The sequence below is a fragment of the Proteus vulgaris genome, assembly GCF_023100685.1.
GTDB lineage: Bacteria > Pseudomonadota > Gammaproteobacteria > Enterobacterales > Enterobacteriaceae > Proteus.
In genome coordinates this window covers 3,267,076-3,290,388 of record NZ_CP090064.1, presented here as the reverse complement: position 1 = coordinate 3,290,388, position 23,313 = coordinate 3,267,076, and the positions used below count along the sequence as shown (strand labels likewise).

Genomic DNA, 23,313 nt, shown 5'->3' with positions numbered 1-23,313 from the left:
CTAGCTAAGAAGTGTATTAAGCTGTTCCAAAATATTGAGAGTTTGATGTCTCAATCTAGAAGCATAAATAGTGTAAATAATGGTGGCGAAGATCAGTGAGCCAATGGCGATATAACGAACACCAAAGCGTTGTCCTAAACGATATTGATGTGATTTATTGCCATTTTCTTTATATAAAATAACAGACTGAGGATCGCCTTTAAGTTGTTGGATTTGTTTTTGAAGTTGGCGAAGTAATTTATTAAAGTCATCCCCATAGCCATTGCTGACTTTATAGCGACCGCGATAGCCAAGGCATAAGCAGAGATAAATAAACTCTAATAAATCGAGGTAGCGTTTAGGCTCACCTAATAAGCGTTCTATTAATACGAAAACCTTTTCACCACCCCATGATTCATTATGAAAATGAACTAACAGGGATTGTTTTACCCAATCGTTATCTTGATCCCAGCCTAATTCTAATGCTGCTTCATCAATAAATGTGCATAACACATAGCGGAATGAAACAATGGCGCCCGGCTCATAACCGTGAGTTTGAAGTTGTTGTTCAATGGCTTGAATGTCAGTCACAACTTGCTGAAAAAGTTTGTCTGATAATGGTGTTGCTGACATTGATTTCATTCTGATCACCATACCCAGCAACGGTGTCGCGACATCAATCATTGGATTGATGTTGTTACCGCGTAATGGCAATTGATATGATTTATGGCTCACTTTTTTTTCAGCGATCTCTTGGATTAATGATTGATCACTCATGTTGGGTTCCACTTCTTATTGCCCAAAGTTGAATATCAAGTTCAGGGAATTGTCCTGATACGTGAAATGCAATATTTCCGTGTTTTTGTATATCAGCCCAAGACTCACCTTGTGGATCTAAGCGGAAATAGGTATAGCCTGAATGATAAGGCAACTGGCGAGGTGCTGTTGATAGAGCAATAAAACCAACTCCCGGCATCTGAACACTGACTAAATCACGGATTTGATTCACTGAAGTCACTTTAGCCTGTTGTGCGAATTGTCGGCGCAGTTGCTCTTGAGGTAACTGAGCGCGCACTGCAATAATAAATTCAGCACTTTGCAGAAGTTGTCTATCATGAATTGTCGCAACTCGAATCCCATGTTCTTGTTTTTGTAATGGGATCGGCACGGCTCTTGGTGTTAAAACAACACTTAATGCTTGTCGAATAGATTTAATCAGAGGCAAAAAGCCTGATGCTAAATCATAGTGACGATAAATCGGTAATTTATCAGGCAAACGGGAGCCATTAGTAAATGTTTGAATTTCGCCACTAAATTGCAATAGTTCCCTGAAAAGCTGTTCTGGATGAATCACTGTCTGTTTAGATAAATGTGAAAATTGAGGATAAGCGCGATTAAGTAGCTGTAGCATCATAAATTCAGCCACATCGGCAATTCCTTGCTGACCTGGAGAGCCAATTCTTTCGGCTATTTGGCGGCCTCGTTCAAATAATGCGCCTTCAACTTCAGCTAGCAATTCCGATAAAATAGGGCAAATTCTTGAGTTTAAGCAGGTAGGAATAAAGTTTTTATCTAGAATTAAACTCCCATCAGCACTGATTTCTCTTATTTTGCAAATTGGAAGCATTACATAAGCGTCTAACTCTGTTTTCCCTAATTTTAAAATAGGATTGAGCTTCGCAATATTAAGCTGGCTAATATCCCCATTCTCAGTATGCAAATCACGTACTTGTGTTAACACCTCGCTATAACGGGCTAACAAATGATTGCCATTATGGGAATGAGAGATTTCACTGACTGTACTGTTTTGTAATGGCAATGCTAAATAAACAACATTGTCACAGCCTTCATGAATTTGTGAAATATCAATAGGTGAAGGAAGGTTATCTTGTTGTGGAATAGAAAATAGCGTGCCATCAGGCATAATGCCGGCAGCTTCTTTCAGTCCAATACGACCAAGATTTAATAATTCAGTATTTAGCGTTAGTTGGCTCAGGCCATAGTAATGAGCGTGATAGGTTTTTATCAGCGTTTCAATAATATAATCTTGATAACGTTGCTGTTGCTGAAAATGTTGAGGTTTAATAAACAACCCTTCATGCCATATCACTTTATTTTTTGTTGACACTGTTATTGTTCCTCTTCTTTTCTAAATTCAATTTCATTTTCTTTGATATGGACTAGTAGATTGTAATGACGACCAATTCCATTGATTTTCAATACTTTTTTCCATTGAGTAATATTGACATCAGAGTAATAAGCAATGATCCCGATATACTTATTCTTTTTATCCAATTCAATGAGATCGAGAGGCTTATATTGATCAGGCAAAAGAGTGTAATCTTGGTGATCGATATAATTTCTTTTTAATAGCTTTTTCAGATCGCAATTTTCTTCAATAATTTGGTCTTGATCTAAAGAGGCAAAGATCGAATCTTCATTCATATAAACAATTTGTAATTGAACAGGGGTTGCCTCTCCTTGATCGTTAGGATTGATTTCAGGCTCCGCTAATAATGTGAATGCAACGACTGAAGGTTGTTCTTTTTCTGCTCCTACGGGCGTTGAAGGATCCCACATGACTTTGCCTATTTTTGATATTGCTTCAATAGGGCCACTACACCCACTAAGTTGAGTGCTTGCAAAAATAAGAAAGAGATAAGTCGTGAGTGTTTTTATCGACATATCACACCTCATCAAGCCCTTTTCTTAAGGCTCGGTCATAAGCGTGGGTATAAACCTCGTAAAATAGCTTCTCAAAACCTTTTTGGCGAGATGATGCTAACTCATTGTAATAATTGGTATACATATCCCAAGCCCAAGCACTGTCATTCGGATTGTTATCGTAACTACGGCGATAATGAGAAAAGCGTTTTAATAAATGCTCTGGCGAAAATGCATCTAGTAAGGTAGCTAATGCAGCTGAAATAGCCTCTTGATTGGCATGATAATGTAGTTGCACATTATGTAGGCTTTCCGCCACTGCTGAAGGTGCAGATAAATGCACTGGACTACGTTCGTCCGTAAACATTAAGCGCATTACACTGTCATATTGGTTATTTAAACGAAGAGGATTATCTTCGATTGGTCGCAATTGTTTATCTTGTAAATTTTCTTGCTGTTGTAATGCCAATAAACCTTTAATTGCTGATTGCGTTGTTTTTCCTAACTCAATGAGAAAATCATTCGCTTGCTGAGAGTTTTGCAAGTTAAGGTGTACACCTAACCCTTTCATTAATGGATTAATTGCAACATAGTCAATATCTGTATTTATCTCATTATCCTGGGATGTCATTTCGGGTAAATCCATAAATTCTTGAACCATAAAAGCTCCCTGATTATCTGAATGAGGCGAAGAAAGCGAGTGGTGGTGTGAGTTAGAAGATGATGACTGAATAAGCTCTAGGCTTTCGCTTTCAAGGGCTTTTAATGGATCATGCGTCATAGCACCTGAAACCGTTGGGGCTAAAGGCATATAATTTTCTGTTTTATAAGCAGGGGGCGTGTTCTTTTGTAGTAAGGGATCTAGCGGATTATCATCAGTCACAATCAAAGATTGTGGTGTCATTGCCATAAGATCCTGTTTGTCGTTTTGCGTTAAATTAATATTAACGGACAAGACTAATTGACCGATCCTGATTTGATCGCTTTGAGATAAACAAACAGCGCTAATATCTATGGGGATCAGGGCATTATTAATATAAATAGGCTCTGAAAGCGTTTTTAAACAAAACTGCTTATCTTGCCAAACAATAGCGCATTGTGTGGCAGCAATAGAAGATTGAGTATCTTGTATTACCCAGTGAGATTGTTTACTACTACCAATTGTGCCACCAAGCTGGGTAAATTGACTATTTGGCACATAGCCACTTTCAAGCAACTCACTATTGATTAAGCGAAAAGAGATTGTGGGTAAATAATTATCCATAAATATTATTCCAAAATAGTCATTGTCACACTGGGATTGGCTTCAGGTTTTCCTAGAAAGCTTTGCCAACCTAATTGATTGTGTTGCGCTCTGCCTAGGCAAATACCATTCGTTTGTTTGTCCGCAATACGTAGGCGTAAATCCCACGCAAGTTGCTCGTGCATGATGTAAGAAACAAAAGTAATGAGTGACAAAAAATCTTTGCCATTGGGAAGAAATGACATATAGCGTTCAATAGATAACTCACTGATTTCAATGGTGCATTTTCCATTACAATCATAGATGTGAGAGCCAATATTAAAATTTTCACCTAAAACCATTTTGGGGCGTGATTTTTGCCCTGAATGACGAGCAATAATCCCTAAACGGTTTTGTTGATCTTCTGGGATAGGCACTTTGCGTATTTCCCATCCGATCAATTCAACTTTTTCTAAATCAAAACAGTGAGAAATTAAGCTACAAATAACATCAGGAGAACGACTTGGACTCGCAAGTAATCCGGCATAAGCAAGCATTTTGCTGTGGTTGATATTCATCATGCCACGATTGGTTTCACTTCCTAATCCCACAAGTGAAAACATATAACGAGAAAATGCATCATGGCCACCATCTTCGAAACAGATGTAATAGCGATATTTACGCCATATACGATGAAGTAATGTGACTAAGCGATGATTAAATAAATTAAGATAATCCGTTAATTGATTTGCTTGTTGAGCCTCTTCCCACGCGAAATGATCAAGGTAATAACCGGGTAATGGTGATTGACTACCATGTAATCCTAAAAAAGAGACTTCTAAATCAAACTTACCTTGTTCATCTTGGCGCAAGGAAACAACATCTCGAGTTGGAAATGCCGTATTAGCACTTGATCTAAACTGAATAAAATTTTCATTATTGAATGCTGTTTTTTGAGAATGCAATTTATTAAGCAACTCAACTAATTGATAGAAACTATATTCAGTAACAGATTTGCCCGCTTTTTTATTTAGCCAGCTTTGTATTTTATCAATATCTATTATTTGAGTATTTGCTGGTTTATTTTCGCTGGCCAAAGATAAATTTCCTTATTATCTAAATTAATAACTTCCAATTCGTGAAACATATTAACGCTGGTATAAAGGGTGAAAAATTGTGCTAATACAGAACAAAATAGATACATGGCGCCTTCTGAAATAAAGGCATTTTGATGTATCGATAATGTTGTTTTCACACCTCTTACAGGCAAACCTTTATATAAGTATTCGATAGACTCTGTTTTTAAATCAGTGATTGCATCAAGACACTTTTGAGACTGACGTGCAGATTGTTGAAAAAAACTCGCTTTAAAATCATACAATTGTAAAATTTGTTTAAGTGCCGTCAAACTTAATAAAGATTGATAATTAATGGATAAATTAGTCAACTCAGACCAATACAGCGTATTTCCTAATAAAGGATAAAGCGCTTTTGTTGGCTTAATAATATTACTGGTAGATGAAATGCCAGCAATAGCAGTATGTTCATCAAACTTTATTGAATGAGACGACAATGAAGAGGCTAAAGTACGATTAGTACAGTTCATTGAGACTGAAATACTCTCTTCACAGTTGAGTAAATTTTCTTCATTATTTCGTACAAAAGACAAGGTATGTTGATAACCATAATTAGATTTATGGTGTGCGATTTTTAAGCGATAATAGCCTGTTCTTTCTGGGTTTTCGTGATTATTTTGATGATGAAAACTTTCAAAAGCAGTGTAACGAGTAATATAGGACTTCTGATTAGGAATATAACGCCAACCTTGAATGGTATTTATTGAAAAAATATCATAGCAATCTTGTTTTTTATGGCTTTTATTCAGAACATATTCCGTTTCTTTTCCCGTTAAATTAATTGCCTCACTCTCAGATTTAAATAAATTAACTGCAGGTACGCAATTAATCTTGATACTCTCTTCAGTGATAAGCATTGCTTCTGGAATATCACATTCAAATTGAATTGATAATGTAAAAGCATCCGACCTTAAGGCAGGAGGGAGATTGTCTAATCCCTTTATGGCAAGAGACAAAAATGCTTCAGGAAAACAAAAATACTCCTGTAATAAGCGATATCCTTCATAGCTATTTTTAGGGTAAGGTAAAAGGGAGTCTTCAGCATGAAAGCCAATAGGCTCAACAGAAAAATGTTCTAATGTAATTTGATGTTTAACTGTAGTTATTTTTGCTTTCTTGATTTTGCTATTTAATAAATAAAATAATTGGGTCGTTGTATAAGAGAGCCCATTAAGGTAAATACACAGTTTCTCTAAGCCAACTGCTACTAGCGACTGTAATTGGTTTAGAGAAAAATGAATATCCAATGTATCTTTATTTTGAGTAATACGTGTTATTTGCATGGGGAGAACCCACAAATCGCGACATTGTGTAAATTGGCATTGATGCCAATTATCATCATCATTTTGAGCCAAGTCATTTTGAACATATAATGGGCGACTAATAAACGCTTGCTCTTTGGCTATTTTAATAGCGTGTTCTTGAGATGGCTCTGTTCGATATTCCATAACTGTCATACTAGGAAATGGACGTGCGTAAGCAGGCCATAGCATATTCACTAAACTGTTTGTTAGTTCAGGAAATTGTCTATCTATCTGTTCTCGTAAATTACCTGATAAATAAGCAATACCATCTAAAAGGCGTGCGGCATCAGGATCACGCACTTTTTCAGATATTTGATTAATAAGTTGCGGTTTTTCAGTTGCAACATACTGCTCAAGCTTATCGAGATAGCTTAATTCATTATCAAAATAGTGATTTGAAGACATATTAAAATTGCGTCAATTGGTATCTACGGTTGCTGTCTAATTGCACGTTAAATTCAATAAATTGCTTTTGATTTTCTAATAAGATAAAAGCAGTAATACTAAATTGCAGTGACAATGGTTCTGCTTCATTTTCTATAAAATGAACTGTGACATTAGTTATTCTTGGTTCATAAGTAGTAATGCAATCCGCAATAATATTGGATAAATGAACCTTGAAATCGACTCCTGTTAATGTCGCATCATTTAAATCAGGAACGCCTAAAGCGGGAGTACTTTGACAACCTAAAGGTCTACTATTTAAAACCTGATTTAAATTTTGCTTAATTGACATGAGCAACGCTTGGATTTTGGCGCGTTGGGAAGAGCCTACGCTCTTCCCTTGTATGCGCTCAAATAAACTGGAAGCGGGGTTATCTTCCAAATTATATAGAGCTGTCATTGCACTTATTCCTTATCTAAGCGACCAACAAGTGATAATTCAAAGTTTGCACCCATATATTTAAAATGAGGGCGAACTTGAATAGCCACTTGATACCAACCTGGATCACCATCAACATCAAGAACTTGGATTTGAGCTGAGCGAAGAGGGCGTCTACTACGAACGTCTGCTGGTGGATTTTCCTGATCTGCAATATATTGTTTTAGCCAGATATTAAGCTCTCGCTCAAGATCTTGACGCTCTTTCCATGAGCCAATTTGTTCGCGCTGTAGTACTTTAATATAGTGTGCTAATCGATTGATAATAAACATGTAAGGAAGCTGAGTTCCTAACTTATAGTTAGTTTCTGCTAATTTTCCTTCACGCGTATTAGGGTAGTTTTTCGGTTTTTGTACTGAGTTTGCAGAGAAGAATGCGGCATTATCACTACCTTTACGCATGGTTAAAGTGATAAAACCTTCTTCTGCTAATTCAAATTCGCGTCTATCAGTAATTAAAACTTCTGTTGGAATTTTAGTTTGTAATTCACCCATCGCTTCAAAGTTATGAACAGGTAAATCACCTACGGTTCCGCCACTTTGAGGACCAATAATATTTGGACTCCAGCGATATTTTGCAAAGCTATCATTAATACAACTTGCTAATAAGAAAGCAGTATTACCCCATAAGTAATGCTCATGATCTTGCTTCACATCTTCAGAGTAATTAAATAACTTAATTGGATTCTCAGTAGGTGAATAAGGTAAGCGCACTAAGAAACGAGGTGCTGTTAAACCTAAATAACGTGCATCTTCAGATTCGCGCAATGAACGCCATTTTGTGTGAGCAGGACCTTCAAATACTGATTTCAAATCTTTAATAGCTGGTAATTCAGCATAGCTATTAATGCCTAAGAAATTAGGTGAAACAGATGAAATAAATGGCGCATGAGCCATTGCGCCCACAGCACTGACGTACTGCATTAATTTCAGATCAGGCGTGGTGTTATTAAAGGCATAGTTACCAATCACAGTCGCGACAGGTTCACCACCGAATTGACCATAGCCTGAAGAGTAAACGTGCTGATAAAAGCCTGATTGTACAATCTCAGGTGAAAATTCAAAATCTTCTAATAATTCTTCTTTTGTCGCATGTAAGATATTGATTTTAATGTTTTCACGAAAGTCAGTACGATCAACAAGTAATTTTAATGAACGCCATGAAGACTCAATTTCTTGAAATTTTGGCGCATGTAAAATTTGATCGACTTGAGCACTTAGTTGAGAGTCCAACTCAACGAGCATTTTATCAATCAAAAGCTTATTAATAGGCTCTTCTTCTGACGGATTAGCAAAAATATTACTAATAAAAGCAGCAACGCCTTGTTTGGCAATATCATAAGCTTCGGTTTCTGGCGACATTCTAGATTGCGCCATAATTTCATCAAGTAAAGAGCCACCAGATGTTATTACCTGCTCTTGTTGGGCTTCATTAACTAAAGACATAGAATAATCCTCTGTAAATATTATTTTTGGCTAGCAATATCGAGCTCTTTGAGTAACTGTTCGCGTGTGGCTTCATTTTCCAGAAGCTCTTGCAGACGTTTTCTAAAAGCAGGAATATTGCCAAGAGGACCTTTTAGCGCAACGAGCGCTTCTCTTAGTTCTAATAGTTTTTTTAGCTCAGGAACTTGGCGTGCGATATTATCAGGAGAAAAATCTTGTAGTGATTTAATCTCTAAATTGACGTTAAGATCAGATTCACTTTTTTCATCTAATGCATTTGGAACCGCAATATTTAGATTAATACCGGCGCTTTCCATAACAGAATTAAAGTTGTTCTGGTTAATCGAAATGGTTTTACGATCTTCAATGGGGGTTTCTTCCGTCTTTCCTTTCATATCGCCCACAATAAGCATATTTAAAGGCAATTCGACTTCAGATTGAACACCACCATCATTAGGAATGTATTTAATATTAATACGTTCTTTGGGCGCAACACTACCAAGAGTATTTTTACTCATTTAAACTAAGCTCCTTATTTAGCTTAAGTTCTTAATTAAATACTCAGCGTATTGATGAATAATTTAAATTAAGAAATACCTATCCTAGGCAATAATGTAATTACCTTATATGAGTTTAATTTTCCTGGTAGAAATAAAATAATAACTAAAAATAAAATAATAAGTAATTTTTTCTAATATATGCATTTAGTTTTATATAAAACCGTCCTTGAGTCAATAAGAAATATTTAATGTTTTTTACTTTTCATTACATTTAATTAGTATCGTATTTAATTTAAATATAATGATTTAACTTTATAAGTAAGTTTTTTCATCTATTTTACTCATATTATGCAACTCGATAGGGATAAATTAATTTATATTTAATTTAAATTGCAAATATGGAAAATATAAATTTCACTATGAATTATTTATTCCGAATCTCTATAACCATAAGAAATTTAACGTTAATTTTACTTTAATTTTTGGTTGGTTATTTATTTTATTTTTTTATATTTAATGTTTGTTTTGATGAAAAATAGAACTGTGATATAAGTAAAAATAATGTAACCTAGCGTTATTGTTATGGTTGAAAGTTAAATTTAATATAAGAAAATAATATTAAGTGAAATTGTTTGATAAAAACAAGAAAGAATTCTTAAGTCATTTTGAATATAATTAGTAAGATTTTAAATGATATATTACTTATCTCTGATTTATTGAAAATATGATATTTAACTTAAATAAAGGTAATTTACCCGTTACCATTATCTTTTATTTTGTTTATGGAATGTTTTCCATTCGATATCACTATTGAAGTCTGAACGATAGTGGCAGACGATAGAGCCTGAACAATTCCACGGATCGTAAGATACGCCGATATGCATTTTTTGACTTGCAATCGGGAGCTTCATTCTGGTTTCTTGATGAAACCATTGTTTTAGATTGTGGGTTATTTTTCCTTTAGGGCTATTTTGTATTCCATCCATTAATTTTTCGGGTGCCAAGTACCATGAACTTAGCAAGGCGTTTTCATTTGCGGGTGATGTAAAATGAGTGACTAAAAATAACCGACCATATCGGTTTTTCGCTTTACCTAAAACTAGCCGATAAGCAACAGTTTCGCCTTGGGAGTTGGTTATCCATTTTTCCCAAGAATAAAGGGAAGTGATGATATCTTTCAGGGTACAGATAGGAGTTAAGTAGATATCGTTATTTATGATAATTGTATTATTTTTTTCGTATTTAATCATAGAGATAATAAGGTATTTATTGCTAATAGTCTTAGTATAATTTAATCAACTGAGAATAAAGTTGCTATGAGGATGAGTCTTAAAGAGTAATAATTGTTGAGCCTTTTGTTATTTACTAGTACTAATAATTTGATCAATAGAATAAAAAGTATAGTAATAGCTTTGATTATAATGTTCTACATGATCTGCTAATGTGCGTAGTTGCTTGTTTTGTATTCTTTTTCTAACTAAGCATGAATAATTAGCTAATTCCATTCTCAATCGACTTAATGTATATATTTTGCATGATTTATCATAGATAAGTTCTTTAGTACTCTTTAATAAACAAAGAATATTCAATACTTCTGTATGAGTTAAATATCCTTTTTTAACTGTTTTTATATATAAATAAGAGAAGGTATTATTATGTTTTTTCTTTTCAATTTCTTCTAATTGAAGTATTAATTTATCCGTCAATGATTTTTCTTGTAGAAATATTGTTGCGTTTTCCCATTTATCACATAATCCTCTAGCAATAGATAAATCTGTTTGCCGAAGATAAGCATAGACTATAATTAATAAATCATCATCATAGCAATATAAAGTATCCAAATGTTTTATATCCTAAACTATAAAGTTATTTATAACTTATTCATGAATAATAGAAGTATATTCTGGTGCTTCTTTAGATATATTTCGATATGAATTTTTTTCATCATCTTTCCACCAATCAACTTGAAATTTATCCAGAGATTTAAATTCATAAATTGCAACAACTCCCAATAATCCACAAGGAGTATCACTAATAAAATCCCATCCCTCTTTTTCAGCATAATAGGTTCGAATTTTTTCATCATACTAAGCGCGATATCCTTTTTGATCTAAAATATTTAAAGCAGTATTATAAACATTAATATATTCAGACAGTGCTGGCACTTTAAGTTCCTCTGGTTTAGTATTTAGTTAATTTTAATTATATTACAATTATTTTTTAGTAAAATCTCTATAAAGACATCATAATAATTATAACTACAAGGGCTTATTCTCTCTAAAAATAATTTTAATTTTTTCTCATCTTTGATATAAATATTCGTCTTAGCATGTAACTCACTTAGTTGATCATCAAATCCGTGAAAATCTCTACCAATATAGCCTTTTCTTCCCCAGAATTCTTCTCCTAGCATACAGAAAAAATCAAGATAATTATTAACGTTATCTAAATTTAAGTTAACATCAATAGATGTTTGCTTGTTCTTAGGAAAAAGCTGTTGCCAATATAGACATGAGGTTAACCATAAGCTTTTAGCCTCTTTACATCTATTATCTTTCCAGTAAAAAATTTCATTTCCATCTGCCCACTATTTCAAAATGGTAGAAACAGTTAATGGTGGAAAATCTGTTGTTTTCATTAATAATAAAAAAGGATTTTCTTTCTTTAAATTTACTTCATTTTCTAATATATAACCGCTTAACTCATAAATACAGATGTTATTTATATAAAAAAAGATATCAATGATATCTTCTTCTCTTATTATTATATCCCTATTTACTTTTAGGTTTGGTTGTTTAATTAATAAAGTTTGAAATGTTTGGTTATTTTCTTCACTTAAGTTATAAAAATAGAGGTTATCACTAGAGGTTATTCTTATATTATTGATATGTATATAATAGATGCTATTAATTTCTTTCATTGTTTTTTAATTAAAATCCAACTCTAAAGTAATACAAGGTATCATGTAATGAAAACTTTATAAAAGATTATTTTTTAAACAGAATACACTATCCACTTCTTTTAATTCACTAGTACCCAATTTCATAAATAAAACTTCTAATGATTCCCAAGGATATGGATGCTCATAAATGATAATCTCTATTTCCAAGTTTTCAATATCAATTTCATTTATTCTCCATAAAAACCAAAATCTATTTTCAGGCTCTAACCAATATAACCAATCATCTAGGCTCCAATCATCGGGGGTAGTAGAATTTAAAAAAGAATTAATAAATTCTTTAGGTAGAATAGAATACCATTCATCAATTGTTGGCCATTTTGAAAAACTATATTTTTGTATTAATAATAATATATTTTTTGCTATGTTAGCTATTTGGCTGCTATTTTTTTCATTACAATAAGTTGTGTATCTCATGATGAAGTTATTATTGTCTTTCTCAAAACAGGGAGATAGTATTCTTTTTCTTTCTTCAATTAGGTCTTTTTTTATACTTTCTGATAGCATCATAATGGTACCTTTGATAAATAATTTATATTACTATTAAAACAAAATATTTTATTTTAATTCTCTATAAAAACATTGCTATTAATTAAATTAAATTTAACAAAAAAATTAGAAGTTGATTGAAAATAAACTATATTTTCTTTTCGTTCTATACTTATAAATGGGTTTGAAGTTGTTGAATATAAAAACCATAATATATTATTATTTATATCTGTTTTTACAATAAAACCATCACTACCCATTTCACCTTCACCACATAATAGAATGTATTTATTATCAATCAATATTTTATTATTTATCTGAATTTCAGACCAAAGATCATCATCACTTTGAAGCAAGTTATCGACAGTTGTTTCACCTTTATATGAAAGGAAATATTCCTTTTGATAGGAATGTATTAATTGAGGATTATCAATAAAATCAATGTCGATAAATCTTATCAATCCAGAAGGCTCATAAACAAGATCCAGCCCGATTAGCTGATTATTTATCCATTTTTTTTGGATGGGGTTAGTTGGATTTTTCATAATTTATAGCATATTAAAAATAACCATTTGGAAAAATTTCTGATAAACTTTTTTTATAAAATTCTATTTTTTTAGAATGACTGATGATCCCACATGCTCTATTAAAATATTGGCTTAACCAGTAAGCATGAATGTAATTAAAATACTCATGTGGATTATTTTCTGAAAAATTTATGATAGATTCTAATGTTTCTATAATCTGTTTTTCACTAAAAACCTCATTATAAGATTGTACAATGATATTTTTTAATTTCATATAAATTTTATTAAATTTATTTACACTTAGAGGATCTTTTGATTTATCGTAATTAATAAATAACGCTGACTCTATATCATAAATGAAAAGATCATCAATTAAAGTAAGTTTGTTTTTTAGTTTTTTAATATAATTAACAAAACTTTCACTTTGAACGGATTCTATAACAGGGATGATAATAGTGTCATGATATAAAATTTCAAGATATTTATCTTCAACTGTACTGTATAAATTTATAAGGAAATCGCTATCAATATCTATCAATTCTATAATCGGCCAAAAAAAAGATTCATTTAAATTAAACCACAAATTAAATGAAAGAATTTCATCACATTTTTCTTTAATCTTATAAATTCTGTTTTCCATATTAATCCAATGGTGACTAATTAAGAACAGGCTGTATTATAACTAGATAATAGTCCGATAAGTTAAAGTTATTAAGTTCATCTGATTTTTATAAAAATCAAGTCTTATAATGGTTTTTTATTATAAAATTACACTGTTAATGTAAAAATCCTAGTTGTGTATTTTTATTATTTTCTTTATTAAATTTCTTTAATTTACATGAAAATTTATCCCTGAACAATTATTTTATATTCAATAGAGTCTGCAATTATATGTACCCATTCTTTTGAAGAAAAAAACTCTGCTAAAAATGAAAATGAATACTTTCCACCTAGATGAAAATATTTTTGGTAGTTTGGCGAGTGTTCTAGAAAATGTATTCTATCAGTAACTTTTATAAATTCTCCATTTGTTGTATCTATCGTCCATGACAGCGGTGCATCAATATAGCTTACATTTCCAAATTTTAATTCAATAAGATAATTTTGGTCTGTTATATCCAAACATCCTTTAACGATTAGATCATTTTTATGGAAGCCACATATTTCCATATCACACCAATCATTTTATTTTAAAATAGAGCTTATTTTTTCTATATTCATAATATCAACAATATTTTTAATAAGATATATAAGCGGTAAAATATTATAACTACTGTTTTCTACACTTAATCTTAAGTAAAGAAGTTATCATATATCAAATGATAATTTAATGCATTAATATATTCGTTTATAGTTGAATCATTCTGGCCCATCCCATTCAAGTTTATCTTTTAAATTTTCCGGAACTAATTTAAATAATAATTTAATATTTTTTTTATGAGAATTGTAGTTGTTGAAATGTTGTGGGCTAGCATTTTCTAAATAATAACGAGCATGGTGATTAAGAAAATATACATCATGCTCAGTCATTTGTGGATAGGATAGTGATTTGACAATATCATGCAACAATTCTGCTTCTTGATAACAAGTCTTGTCTAATGCTTTTTTTAAGGCAGACAGGGTTTGAATGTTTCTTATATAGGATAATACCTTGTTAAGCATGTCAATATATATATTTATTTTGTCCATTAAATTTAAATCCCTGTTTGTTTCTTAATAATTTGCATGATCAGGTAAAATATATTTTTTCGTGTCCTCATCATAGTAGAAATAATGATTGTAATATAGCTCATTTTCTTTATCTTCATATTACTCAGTAAAATAAAAATGATATTCAGTATTGTTATCGGCATAAATCTGGATTTCTTGCACCATTTGGTCGCCAGACCACAGGTAATCAACACGCTGAATGCGTTTATTTTTAAACGGTGAATTGGGCGGTGAAATAGGGCGATTATCGACCACCTTACTTTTACTGAGTCGTCGCCCAAAAGCATCGTAAGTGTAACGCCAACATTCACCCTCAGGATTAAAACAGGCGATAAGTTGGTTAAGCGTATTCCATTGGTAATACCACGTTTTTGCTCGAAAACCGTGTTGATGAACCACTTTTGGGGTTAATCGGCCATTAATATCGTAGTGATAATCTTGATAACCTTTGGCGGTGATACGGCGAGTGGCACGGCCTTTTTGTTGCTGCTGCGCCAGTTGTAAAAACGCACCTTGCGCATCAGATGGAATAAACTGATGCTCTGTGATGTTCAGATTGTTATCGTACTGAAACTTCTCGCTTTGGCGTTCAAACTGGTTGCTATATTGCGTTTCAATAATTTGGTCGTTGGCGTTATAGCGGTATTGTGTACGGTTCCAGCGAGCATCATCGATATTGACCAGATTAAAGGCTTTATCGTATTGATAACCTCGATGAACATCGGTCGACATCGGTGGTTGAAGCGGATTATCGTGTAATGACTGTAAAAAGGACTCCGTTCCCCGTCCAGCACGTTGATGCGCTAATAACCCAGTGGCGGTGTAATGGCTGGAGTTAGCAAAACCCGCTTGGCTTTGGCGTAAAAACTCTTGGCCTAAGGCGTTATAACTAAATTGTAAGGGCGCATGTTGATTGACTTGCAGCGAGGTCAGTTCATGGAGTTGACCAAAGGTATAATTAAGCTCACGCTCACCAAAGCGGGTTTGGGTGAGAATATCGTGCTCCTCATCCCATTGATACGTAATCTCTTGTCCATTAATACGCTCGCAACATAAATGCCCTCGGTCGTTATACTCAAATTCCACCACCGAATCAGGATTGGTGGCACGAATAAGTTGTAAACGTTCATTGTATTGATACGTGGTGGTAGAAAGGCATTTATTCTCAATATCATCAGCAAGCCAAATGCTTTGTTCGGTGACTAATCCTGTCTCATCATAATGATAACGGAGTTCATGATTATCAGGATAACGAGTCGCAATACGTCGCCCTAAGCGGTCATCGCGATATTGGATTTCACGTCCTGCAAAATCCACTTCACGAATAATTTGACCGGCTTTATCACGCTCATAAGAATAGACATCGCCGGTGGCGTTGATGACGTTTTTGAGTCGTGTTAAAGAGATAATCCATTTTCAAATAATTTGATTAATAAGCTAATAGATAATTAAAATCCTTTAGTGAAATATTCCAAAACATCATCCATGGTTTCTTTATATTTAAAATTACCAACAAAAATAATTTTATCTACAAGTTTTATTTTTCCCCTATAGTTAAAATCAGGAACAGCAAGAACAAAGTTTATTTTATCAATTTTCATTTTTCGTAATTTTTTTCAACTTGAGGCCAAAAATCCGAAACTAGTTCGTTATTACCAATTTCATCTATTTTTTTTCCTGTGTAATCTAATTCTTCTGTAGATAAGATAATTAGGTGTTCATCATCAAAAAAATCACTACCATTATCTATTTTGAAATCTATCTTTAATTTAATATCATTATTGCTAATTTAAAAAAGATCTTTTATTTTTTTATTTGAAATAGATTCAGCAACCCATACAGCTATAGTTGTATATTCGTTCATTCCCAAAAACCTCGAGGTAAATTATATTGTCCAAAAGGAAGGTGTTTTCCTGACCATTCTTTTATAGCATTAAAATAGCCTGATTTGGTTTGAGCTAATTTTGCCATTTGAATTAACTGTCTATGTGCTTGAGCAGATGATTTTGATACTCCCCCTGTATATGTTGTATGAGCTCCGTATCTACCAAATTTATCAAGAAAACCAACAACAGCCAGCGCAGCTAACCGCCATACGGCACAGTATGCGCGAGCTGATGGCAGAGTATATCAGCGGTTAAAAGGTAAACTGAGCGGCTCTTAACAACGAAGAAGCCAGAAGATTGGATGATTTTCTGGCCTCTGCGTTTAAATATCAAAGAAAAACTCTAAAAAATCACTAAAACTAGACCATTGCGGCTTCAAAGTACCAGACATAAAATCGTGAATTTCTTTGCCTAAACCTAATCCAATAACTTCTCCAGTTTTTTGATTATAAAAATAGCCGTATTCACCTTCAAAATTATCTAGTGGCAAATATTCTTCTGGCATTTTTAATGCTTTATGTGTTCTTTCAATACTTAATGGATAACTATTACTATTAATTAAAAACCAACCAATTTGATAGATCTCTCTATTTCGGCCTAAAAATGTTGGGCAATCTTCAACATGTAAATAAAACTGTGCGAAATCAGAGTTAATATCAACATTAATACTCAACAAGGCACCACGGTACTCATTTGAGGGTTCATCAAACCACCAATTTTTATTTTTAAAATAATCAATCAATTTAGGGGTTAACATTTACCCTCCTTTTTTACAGCAATTAATCAGATTTCTACGATTGAGTTCTTCTCCAGCTCTTTGCTTCCAGTAAGCTTTCCAATCTGCATCAAAAAGATTACGATCTACAGGATTGATAGGGTGAGCATCCAGTAAATGTGGATGTAAAGCATTACTATATCTATATTGTTCGTGCGTTGGTGTTGATAACTCAAATAAAGGCCCTAAGCCATTTTGTTTAGAGTGATGTAGACTCACGATCTCATATTTACCATTTTTCACCACCATAGGACTTCGACCATCTTCAAGAACTATTTGAAGGTTAGTTTTTACACCATCTCGTGTATTAACGTTTAAATCCCAGTCAATAGGTTGTTGATAGACAGTATAAGTAATGCCTGAAGGTCCTGTAAAAGTCGATCCTGTAAATAAGCCACTAAGGCCTAATGGATCAACCCACCCAGTAGGACAATGCACGTACCCATACGGATTAAAGCCACCTAATAATCCGATAGGGTCAGGTGAAATATATTGCCCTGTGTCCTTATCATAGTAGCGAAAGCGATTGTAATACAAGCCACTTTCTTTATCTTCATATTGTCCGGCAAATCGAAAATGACATTCGGTATATTCAGGGTCATTATCGGCATAATCATCATTCGATTGCCAAAACGCCATTTGTCCCCAGGTATTTAACCGTCCTGCCCAGCTGACAATGCCTTTTTCGCTAAAGATTTCTCGTGGCGTGCCTTGATGGTCAGTGACGACATAATGCAGTTTTCCACGTTGATAACGCGCTGTTGGAGTAATTTCGCCGGGTTGATAGAGCCACTGAATTTGAGCGTCATAAGCCGGTGTGCCATCGGCGTAAATCGGGGTTTCTTGCACCATTTGGTCGTCAGACCATAGGTAATCAAGTACACCAATACCATTAACAAACAATTAAAGGTAAGGGATAGTTGCTATGGTTAAGATGAATTCTAAGCAACCCAAGTGGTAAATACTACGCGGTGGGGTATGTTCCGAGTGGCCATAAAACCAGCCTATCACTGGCAATCCACTTAACAGGGCATTGGTTAAAAGACGTAGGTTTTGAGACCGGTTTCACGTTCACAATGAAGATATTAAACGGCTGTTTGGTATTGATACCCGACAGCGACGACACTCGCACCATGAAGCAACAGTACCAACGCCAGTAAGACCAGCTAACTGCCATACGGCACACCATGTGCGAGCTGATAGCGGAGTATATCAGTGGCTAAAGGCAAAACTGAGCAGCTCTTAAAAACGGAGAAGCCAGAAGATTAAATGATCTTCTGGCTTATAGATAGGCAATTTTACTTCTTTTTTCTTATTTTTTTGTAATTGTAATCAGCATCAATCAAAGCTGAGATAAGACCAGCCTCATCAGGCCAATCCATGATAAATCTAGGATATGATGGCTTGTATTCTTGAGGATCCATCACTCTTATCATTTCAGTTAATTCACTTTTCACCTTGTTCAATACATCAATAGACAAAGGTGCATTTTTTCCATTTTTATGCAATTCAATTGCATCTTCAACAGACTGAAGGGGGGGCGTCAAAAATGTGTTATTTAATGTTTTCATTTCATTAGAGATCCATATTTCCATGGTTCGAGTATAAACAATTGTTCAGCCCCTCCACCATACTGAGAACCATACTCATATTGTGGCGCAGCCTTTCCTTTAATAACAGTTGTTCCAGGTTTTATTTGAAATTGTTGGATTCCTGTCATTTCATTCCAAGCAGGGGGTAATGCCAAACCACTTCTATTAGTTTGGGATGTAAATGTTTCAAATACATACTGTCCTTCAGGTCTAGCATTTTTTCCAAAATCATGGAAACGTGTACCATAAAGGTTATCTCCAGCTTTTGAAACAGACATTCCAGATAATTCAAAGGAATCAATTATTTGTTTTCGTTGGCTTCTGCTAACATCCATTGAACGCAAATACTCTGATGCATCTCTAACACCCTGATATGGATGAGGTTGTTCACTACCGAGACTTGATGTTCCACACAACCCAAACGGATCTACCCACCCAACTGGACAATGCACATACCCATATGGATTAAAGCCACCTAATAATCCGATAGGGTCAGGTGAAATATATTGCCCGGTGTCCTTATCATAGTAGCGAAAGCGATTGTAATACAAGCCACTTTCTTTATCTTCATATTGACCGGCAAAACGAAAATGACATTCAGTGTATTCTGGGTCGTTATCGGCATAATCATCATGAGATTGCCAAAACGCCATTTGTCCCCAGGTATTTAACCGTCCTGCCTAGCTGACAATGCCTTTTTCGCTAAAGATTTCTCGTGGCGTGCCTTGATGGTCAGTGACGACATAATGCAGTTTTCCACGTTGATAACGAGCTGTTGGGGTGATTTCATTGGGTTGGTAAATCGCTCGAAAACCGTGTTGATAGACGAAATAAACTGGTGCTCGGTGATATTGAGGTTGCTATCGTACTGAAACTTCTCACTTTGGTGTTCAAACTGGTTGCTGTATTAGGTTTCAACAATTTGGTCGTTGGTGTTATAGCGATATTGTGTACGGTTCCAGCGAGCATCATCGATATTGGCGGTTGAAGTGGATTATCGTGCAATGACTGTAAAAGAGATTCCGTTCCCCGTCCAGCGCGTTATAGATAATCCAGTTTTTCCCCATTATCATATGTTCTGGAATGCTATACTCAATCTAAATAACACAAATTGCATTATAATTAGACTGAGATTTATAATTTTATATACATCGAGTTAATAATAAAGATGAGTGTTTTATTTATTGGATAATCTATAAAAATCCTTTAATTGTATTTTGTTTATTTTCTGTATTTTTTTCTAACACTAGAAATTCTTTATTTCTTAATTGTATTAAATTGTTTTTTATTATTTCATCTAGGTTTTTTCTTTCATTAATATATAAATTAATTTCATCTTCTGAAAATATAATAAATAAAGATGATTCAAAATTCTTTGAAGCTAAGTAAATTGCTATTATTTCATTGTAATTTGAGTTAAAAAATAATTTTATATTTTCCACTATAAATGAAGGTGTGATTATTTTCTTTATTTCATGTAATTCTTTATAGGTTGAATATAAGTTGAAGCTATCAAGTTCATTTATTTTTTCTCTGGTAACGAAGGGGTTGCTATCGTTTTTATAAAATCCAACAACATTTTTTGAATTAATTTCAAAAAATAATACGTTATCTATATTTTCGCCTTCTTCATCATTAATAAAAATAATATTTGTTATTTTTTTAAGAAAAAAAAGTGTAGATATTTTTTTTAAAAACGAGTGATGGAATTTTTCTTGTTTCATTTTATAGCCTCCTGTAAGTAAGGTGATATTCTGTTCTTATGAAGAAATGTCAAAATTTCATTTGTAGAATTATTTATCAATACAATAGCATCACCTTTAACATAAATTCTTGTTGATTCAATTGTGTTCCATTTAAAATTAGGATTAACTAAATTTTTATCATCATTAACAATGGATAGAATGAAATTTTTCATACCATCCTTATCACCTTTTACAACAGTAACTCCTAATCTTCTTGAAGTTTCATATATATCTTGAGCGTGTTTTTTCAATTTTTTATCAAAATTTTCACTAAACTTAGGGGGACAAGGAATTAACCCAAACGGATCAATCCACCCCGTTGGACAATGCACGTACCCATACGGATTAAAGCCACCTAATAATCCGATAGGGTCAGGTGAAATATATTGCCCTGTATCCTTATCATAGTAGCGAAAGCGATTGTAATACAAGCCACTTTCTTTATCTTCATATTGACCGGCAAAACGAAAATGACATTCAGTGTATTCTGGGTCGTTATCGGCATAATCATCATGAGATTGCCAAAACGCCACTTGTCCCCAGGTATTTAACCGTCCTGCCCAGCTGACAATGCCTTTTTCGCTAAAGATTTCTCGTGGCGTGCCTTGATGGTCAGTGACGACATAATGCAGTTTTCCACGTTGATAACGAGCTGTTGGAGTAATTTCGCCGGGCTGGTAGAGCCACTGAATTTGCGAATCATAAGCGGGCGTACCATCGGCATAAATCGGAGTTTCTTGCACCATCTGGTCGCCAGACCACAGGTAATCAACACGCTGAATGCGTTTATTTTTAAACGGTGAATTGGCGGGGGGGTAATAGGGCGATTATCGACCACTTTACTTTTACTGAGTCGTCGCCCAAAAGCATCGTAAGTGTAACGCCAACATTCCCCTTGCAGGGTTAAAACATGCAACAAGTTGATTAAGCGTATTCCATTGGTAATACCATGTTTTTGCTCGAAAACCGTGTTGGTGAACTACTTTTTGTATTAATAGATCGTAATCAAATTTAGATGTGAGCTATGTTTTTACGGTGAAGTTTTTAAATGATTGTTTTGTATTGATACTCAATAGTGAAGATTGAATAGCCATTAAGTAACAAAACTAGCAACAGTAGTGGTAACAGAGTGCGACTATGTTGTGATTGTAGGAGCGAGTTATTGAGTAATATATAGGTATTTACTTGCTTTGATTTTTAAATATACATCAAAGCAGGCAACTTTATGATTTAAGTTATAGTTCTTATTATATCAAGTTCTATAGCATATCAGGGATATAAACTTCTTCATCGTCCTCTGCTACAGCGATAAAAATCATATTTGGTTCAAAGGAATCAGGAACATTTAATTTAGCAGAGATTAACCATCCTGATTTTTTATTATGTTCAAAATTCAATTTTGTATCATAGTTAATATCTAATGTTTTAGTATCATATGATATTTTATTTCGAGCTAATGTATCTCTAGCTATTTGAATAGCATCATTATTACTACGCTTTTTAATAAGCATTAGTTTATTGCTCCTCTAAAATATTTACTCTTAAGGTATCTCATATAACCAATGGCATGTTTAAGCTCTGCTGAAGAAAATATTGTTCTATTTCCTATAATCGTGTTAAACACATGAGATTCTCTTGCATAAGTGCCCAAAGCGATATAGGCCTCTTTACCAATAGCCGCGTATTGCTTTGCATGCGTCATTTCATGAAATGCTTCATATCGGGTAGCACCTCTTTTTAAATAGACTGTTCCAGAAGTATAATCGAATCCACCGCGTGTATGAGGTGGTAATAGCCTATCTGCATTTTTCACAAATTTAATACCTAATTCGTTCAATTCATTCCGGATATCTGTTAGCTCTCGTCTAGAAAGTCTAGGGCTATTTAAATATCCAGTATGTCCACTAACTGGTCTTCCATCTCCAATATGGTCTATTGTTGACGTCCCACTTAACCCAAACGGATCTACCCACCCAGTAGGACAATGCACATACCCATACGGATTAAAGCCACCTAATAATCCGATAGGGTCAGGTGAAATATATTGCCCAGTGTCCTTATCATAGTAGCGAAAGCGATTGTAATACAAGCCACTTTCTTTATCTTCATATTGTCCGGCAAACCGAAAATGACAGTCGGTATATTCGGGTCGTTATCGGCATAATCATCGTGAGATTGCCAAAATGCTATTTGTCCCTAGGTATTTAAATGTCCTGCCCAGCTAACAATGCCTTTTCGCTAAAGATTTCGTGTGGCGTGCCTTGATGGTCAGTGACGACATAGTGCAGTTTTCCGCGTTGATAACGGGATTCTGGGGTTAATGAAATTTATATTTAAAAATATATCAGAGAGCAAGAAAACTGGATTTAATTGAAGGTAAATCAAGAGCGAAAAAATATATAAAACTCTTAAATAGTGGAAGAATAAATAGTAGACTTACCTGAATTTAATGAAAAATAATATTAATTAGGTAAGGAGGATATTTGATTAGTAAAAA

The 23,313-nt window shown here is 33.8% G+C and carries 28 protein-coding genes and 2 pseudogenes; 1 reads left to right on the top strand and 29 read right to left on the bottom strand.

The features are described 5' to 3' along the window. From icmH to LW139_RS15690, 22 genes and pseudogenes are all read right to left on the bottom strand, one after another. Window positions 1–756 (bottom strand): type IVB secretion system protein IcmH/DotU, encoded by a 756-nt coding sequence (gene icmH, locus LW139_RS15795; protein ID WP_166539852.1) that lies wholly within the window; start codon window positions 754–756, stop codon window positions 1–3. Continuing rightward, window positions 749–2,107 carry a type VI secretion system baseplate subunit TssK gene (gene tssK / locus LW139_RS15790; RefSeq protein ID WP_247850209.1) on the bottom strand — a complete coding sequence of 453 codons (1,359 nt, stop codon included), beginning with the start codon at window positions 2,105–2,107 and terminating at the stop codon, window positions 749–751. The genes icmH and tssK overlap by 8 nt, the downstream gene beginning before the upstream one ends. Before the next feature lie 2 nt (window positions 2,108–2,109). Continuing rightward, on the bottom strand, window positions 2,110–2,664 hold the full coding sequence (gene tssJ, locus LW139_RS15785) for a type VI secretion system lipoprotein TssJ (protein ID WP_166539854.1): 555 nt from the start codon (window positions 2,662–2,664) through the stop codon (window positions 2,110–2,112). 1 nt (window position 2,665) lies between these two features. Then, a complete protein-coding gene (gene tagH, locus LW139_RS15780; protein WP_247850208.1) occupies window positions 2,666–3,907 on the bottom strand; it encodes a type VI secretion system-associated FHA domain protein TagH in 1,242 nt (413 codons plus the stop codon). A 5-nt stretch (window positions 3,908–3,912) separates the two neighbouring features. Beyond that, on the bottom strand, window positions 3,913–4,962 hold the full coding sequence (gene tssG / locus LW139_RS15775) for a type VI secretion system baseplate subunit TssG (protein ID WP_166539856.1): 1,050 nt from the start codon (window positions 4,960–4,962) through the stop codon (window positions 3,913–3,915). Beyond that, entirely contained in the window at window positions 4,926–6,710 is a 1,785-nt protein-coding gene (gene tssF / locus LW139_RS15770; protein ID WP_247850207.1) for a type VI secretion system baseplate subunit TssF, read from the bottom strand. Before tssF ends, tssG begins: the two co-directional genes overlap by 37 nt. 1 nt (window position 6,711) lies before the next feature. Further along, entirely contained in the window at window positions 6,712–7,149 is a 438-nt protein-coding gene (gene tssE, locus LW139_RS15765; RefSeq protein ID WP_166539858.1) for a type VI secretion system baseplate subunit TssE, read from the bottom strand. Between the two features lie 5 nt (window positions 7,150–7,154). Next, on the bottom strand, window positions 7,155–8,633 hold the full coding sequence (tssC, locus tag LW139_RS15760) for a type VI secretion system contractile sheath large subunit (RefSeq protein WP_247850206.1): 1,479 nt from the start codon (window positions 8,631–8,633) through the stop codon (window positions 7,155–7,157). Window positions 8,634–8,653: 20 nt separating this feature from the next. Then, complete coding sequence (gene tssB, locus LW139_RS15755) at window positions 8,654–9,151, bottom strand: type VI secretion system contractile sheath small subunit (RefSeq protein WP_088494827.1); 498 nt, start codon at window positions 9,149–9,151, stop codon at window positions 8,654–8,656. Window positions 9,152–9,897: 746 nt separating this feature from the next. Further along, window positions 9,898–10,383 carry a hypothetical protein gene (locus LW139_RS15750; RefSeq protein ID WP_166539860.1) on the bottom strand — a complete coding sequence of 162 codons (486 nt, stop codon included), beginning with the start codon at window positions 10,381–10,383 and terminating at the stop codon, window positions 9,898–9,900. A 108-nt stretch (window positions 10,384–10,491) separates the two neighbouring features. After that, on the bottom strand, window positions 10,492–10,974 hold the full coding sequence (locus tag LW139_RS15745; protein ID WP_247850205.1) for a hypothetical protein: 483 nt from the start codon (window positions 10,972–10,974) through the stop codon (window positions 10,492–10,494). A 347-nt stretch (window positions 10,975–11,321) separates the two neighbouring features. Then, window positions 11,322–11,546, bottom strand: a complete 225-nt coding sequence (locus LW139_RS15740) for a hypothetical protein (protein WP_247850204.1) — start codon at window positions 11,544–11,546, stop codon at window positions 11,322–11,324. A gap of 174 nt (window positions 11,547–11,720) precedes the next feature. Then, window positions 11,721–12,053, bottom strand: a complete 333-nt coding sequence (locus LW139_RS15735) for a hypothetical protein (RefSeq protein WP_247850203.1) — start codon at window positions 12,051–12,053, stop codon at window positions 11,721–11,723. Between the two features lie 57 nt (window positions 12,054–12,110). Continuing rightward, on the bottom strand, window positions 12,111–12,602 hold the full coding sequence (locus LW139_RS15730) for a hypothetical protein (RefSeq protein ID WP_247850202.1): 492 nt from the start codon (window positions 12,600–12,602) through the stop codon (window positions 12,111–12,113). A gap of 53 nt (window positions 12,603–12,655) precedes the next feature. Then, entirely contained in the window at window positions 12,656–13,126 is a 471-nt protein-coding gene (locus tag LW139_RS15725; protein ID WP_227335925.1) for a hypothetical protein, read from the bottom strand. Window positions 13,127–13,139: 13 nt separating this feature from the next. Beyond that, window positions 13,140–13,748: an aminopeptidase gene (locus tag LW139_RS15720; RefSeq protein ID WP_166539865.1), complete on the bottom strand. Its 609-nt coding sequence runs from the start codon at window positions 13,746–13,748 to the stop codon at window positions 13,140–13,142. 206 nt (window positions 13,749–13,954) lie between these two features. Then, entirely contained in the window at window positions 13,955–14,278 is a 324-nt protein-coding gene (locus tag LW139_RS15715; RefSeq protein ID WP_247850201.1) for a hypothetical protein, read from the bottom strand. Window positions 14,279–14,467: 189 nt separating this feature from the next. After that, window positions 14,468–14,797 (bottom strand): hypothetical protein, encoded by a 330-nt coding sequence (locus LW139_RS15710; RefSeq protein ID WP_227335923.1) that lies wholly within the window; start codon window positions 14,795–14,797, stop codon window positions 14,468–14,470. A 120-nt stretch (window positions 14,798–14,917) separates the two neighbouring features. Further along, on the bottom strand, window positions 14,918–16,135 hold the full coding sequence (locus tag LW139_RS15705) for an RHS repeat domain-containing protein (RefSeq protein WP_247850200.1): 1,218 nt from the start codon (window positions 16,133–16,135) through the stop codon (window positions 14,918–14,920). A 131-nt stretch (window positions 16,136–16,266) separates the two neighbouring features. Next, window positions 16,267–16,419, bottom strand: coding sequence for a hypothetical protein (locus LW139_RS15700; RefSeq protein WP_210813821.1), 153 nt, complete (start codon window positions 16,417–16,419; stop codon window positions 16,267–16,269). Window positions 16,420–17,026: 607 nt separating this feature from the next. Continuing rightward, on the bottom strand, window positions 17,027–17,461 hold the full coding sequence (locus LW139_RS15695) for a hypothetical protein (protein WP_166539869.1): 435 nt from the start codon (window positions 17,459–17,461) through the stop codon (window positions 17,027–17,029). Then, window positions 17,462–18,352, bottom strand: a pseudogene (locus tag LW139_RS15690) (RHS repeat-associated core domain-containing protein); the annotation flags it as partial. It abuts the gene before it with no gap. Between the two features lie 98 nt (window positions 18,353–18,450). Here LW139_RS15690 and LW139_RS15685 point away from each other — a divergent pair. After that, the gene (locus LW139_RS15685; protein WP_247850199.1) at window positions 18,451–18,639 is read left to right on the top strand and encodes a SymE family type I addiction module toxin; all 189 of its coding nucleotides are present in this window, start codon (window positions 18,451–18,453) and stop codon (window positions 18,637–18,639) included. A gap of 138 nt (window positions 18,640–18,777) precedes the next feature. Here the strand turns inward: LW139_RS15685 and LW139_RS15680 are convergent, their stop codons facing one another. From LW139_RS15680 to LW139_RS20780, 7 genes and pseudogenes are all read right to left on the bottom strand, one after another. Beyond that, window positions 18,778–19,050: a hypothetical protein gene (locus tag LW139_RS15680; RefSeq protein ID WP_247850198.1), complete on the bottom strand. Its 273-nt coding sequence runs from the start codon at window positions 19,048–19,050 to the stop codon at window positions 18,778–18,780. Beyond that, window positions 19,047–19,724: an RHS repeat-associated core domain-containing protein gene (locus LW139_RS20785; protein WP_432652191.1), complete on the bottom strand. Its 678-nt coding sequence runs from the start codon at window positions 19,722–19,724 to the stop codon at window positions 19,047–19,049. The genes LW139_RS15680 and LW139_RS20785 overlap by 4 nt, the downstream gene beginning before the upstream one ends. 540 nt (window positions 19,725–20,264) lie before the next feature. Continuing rightward, entirely contained in the window at window positions 20,265–20,795 is a 531-nt protein-coding gene (locus LW139_RS15670) for a hypothetical protein (RefSeq protein WP_247850197.1), read from the bottom strand. Further along, window positions 20,792–21,562, bottom strand: coding sequence for an RHS repeat domain-containing protein (locus LW139_RS15665; protein WP_247850196.1), 771 nt, complete (start codon window positions 21,560–21,562; stop codon window positions 20,792–20,794). Before LW139_RS15665 ends, LW139_RS15670 begins: the two co-directional genes overlap by 4 nt. A gap of 513 nt (window positions 21,563–22,075) precedes the next feature. Further along, on the bottom strand, window positions 22,076–22,327 hold the full coding sequence (locus LW139_RS15660; protein ID WP_247850195.1) for a hypothetical protein: 252 nt from the start codon (window positions 22,325–22,327) through the stop codon (window positions 22,076–22,078). Then, window positions 22,327–22,743, bottom strand: a complete 417-nt coding sequence (locus LW139_RS15655) for a zincin-like metallopeptidase toxin domain-containing protein (RefSeq protein ID WP_247851229.1) — start codon at window positions 22,741–22,743, stop codon at window positions 22,327–22,329. Before LW139_RS15655 ends, LW139_RS15660 begins: the two co-directional genes overlap by 1 nt. Before the next feature lie 21 nt (window positions 22,744–22,764). Then, window positions 22,765–23,137, bottom strand: a pseudogene (locus LW139_RS20780) (RHS repeat-associated core domain-containing protein); the annotation flags it as partial. Window positions 23,138–23,313 lie beyond the last annotated feature (176 nt).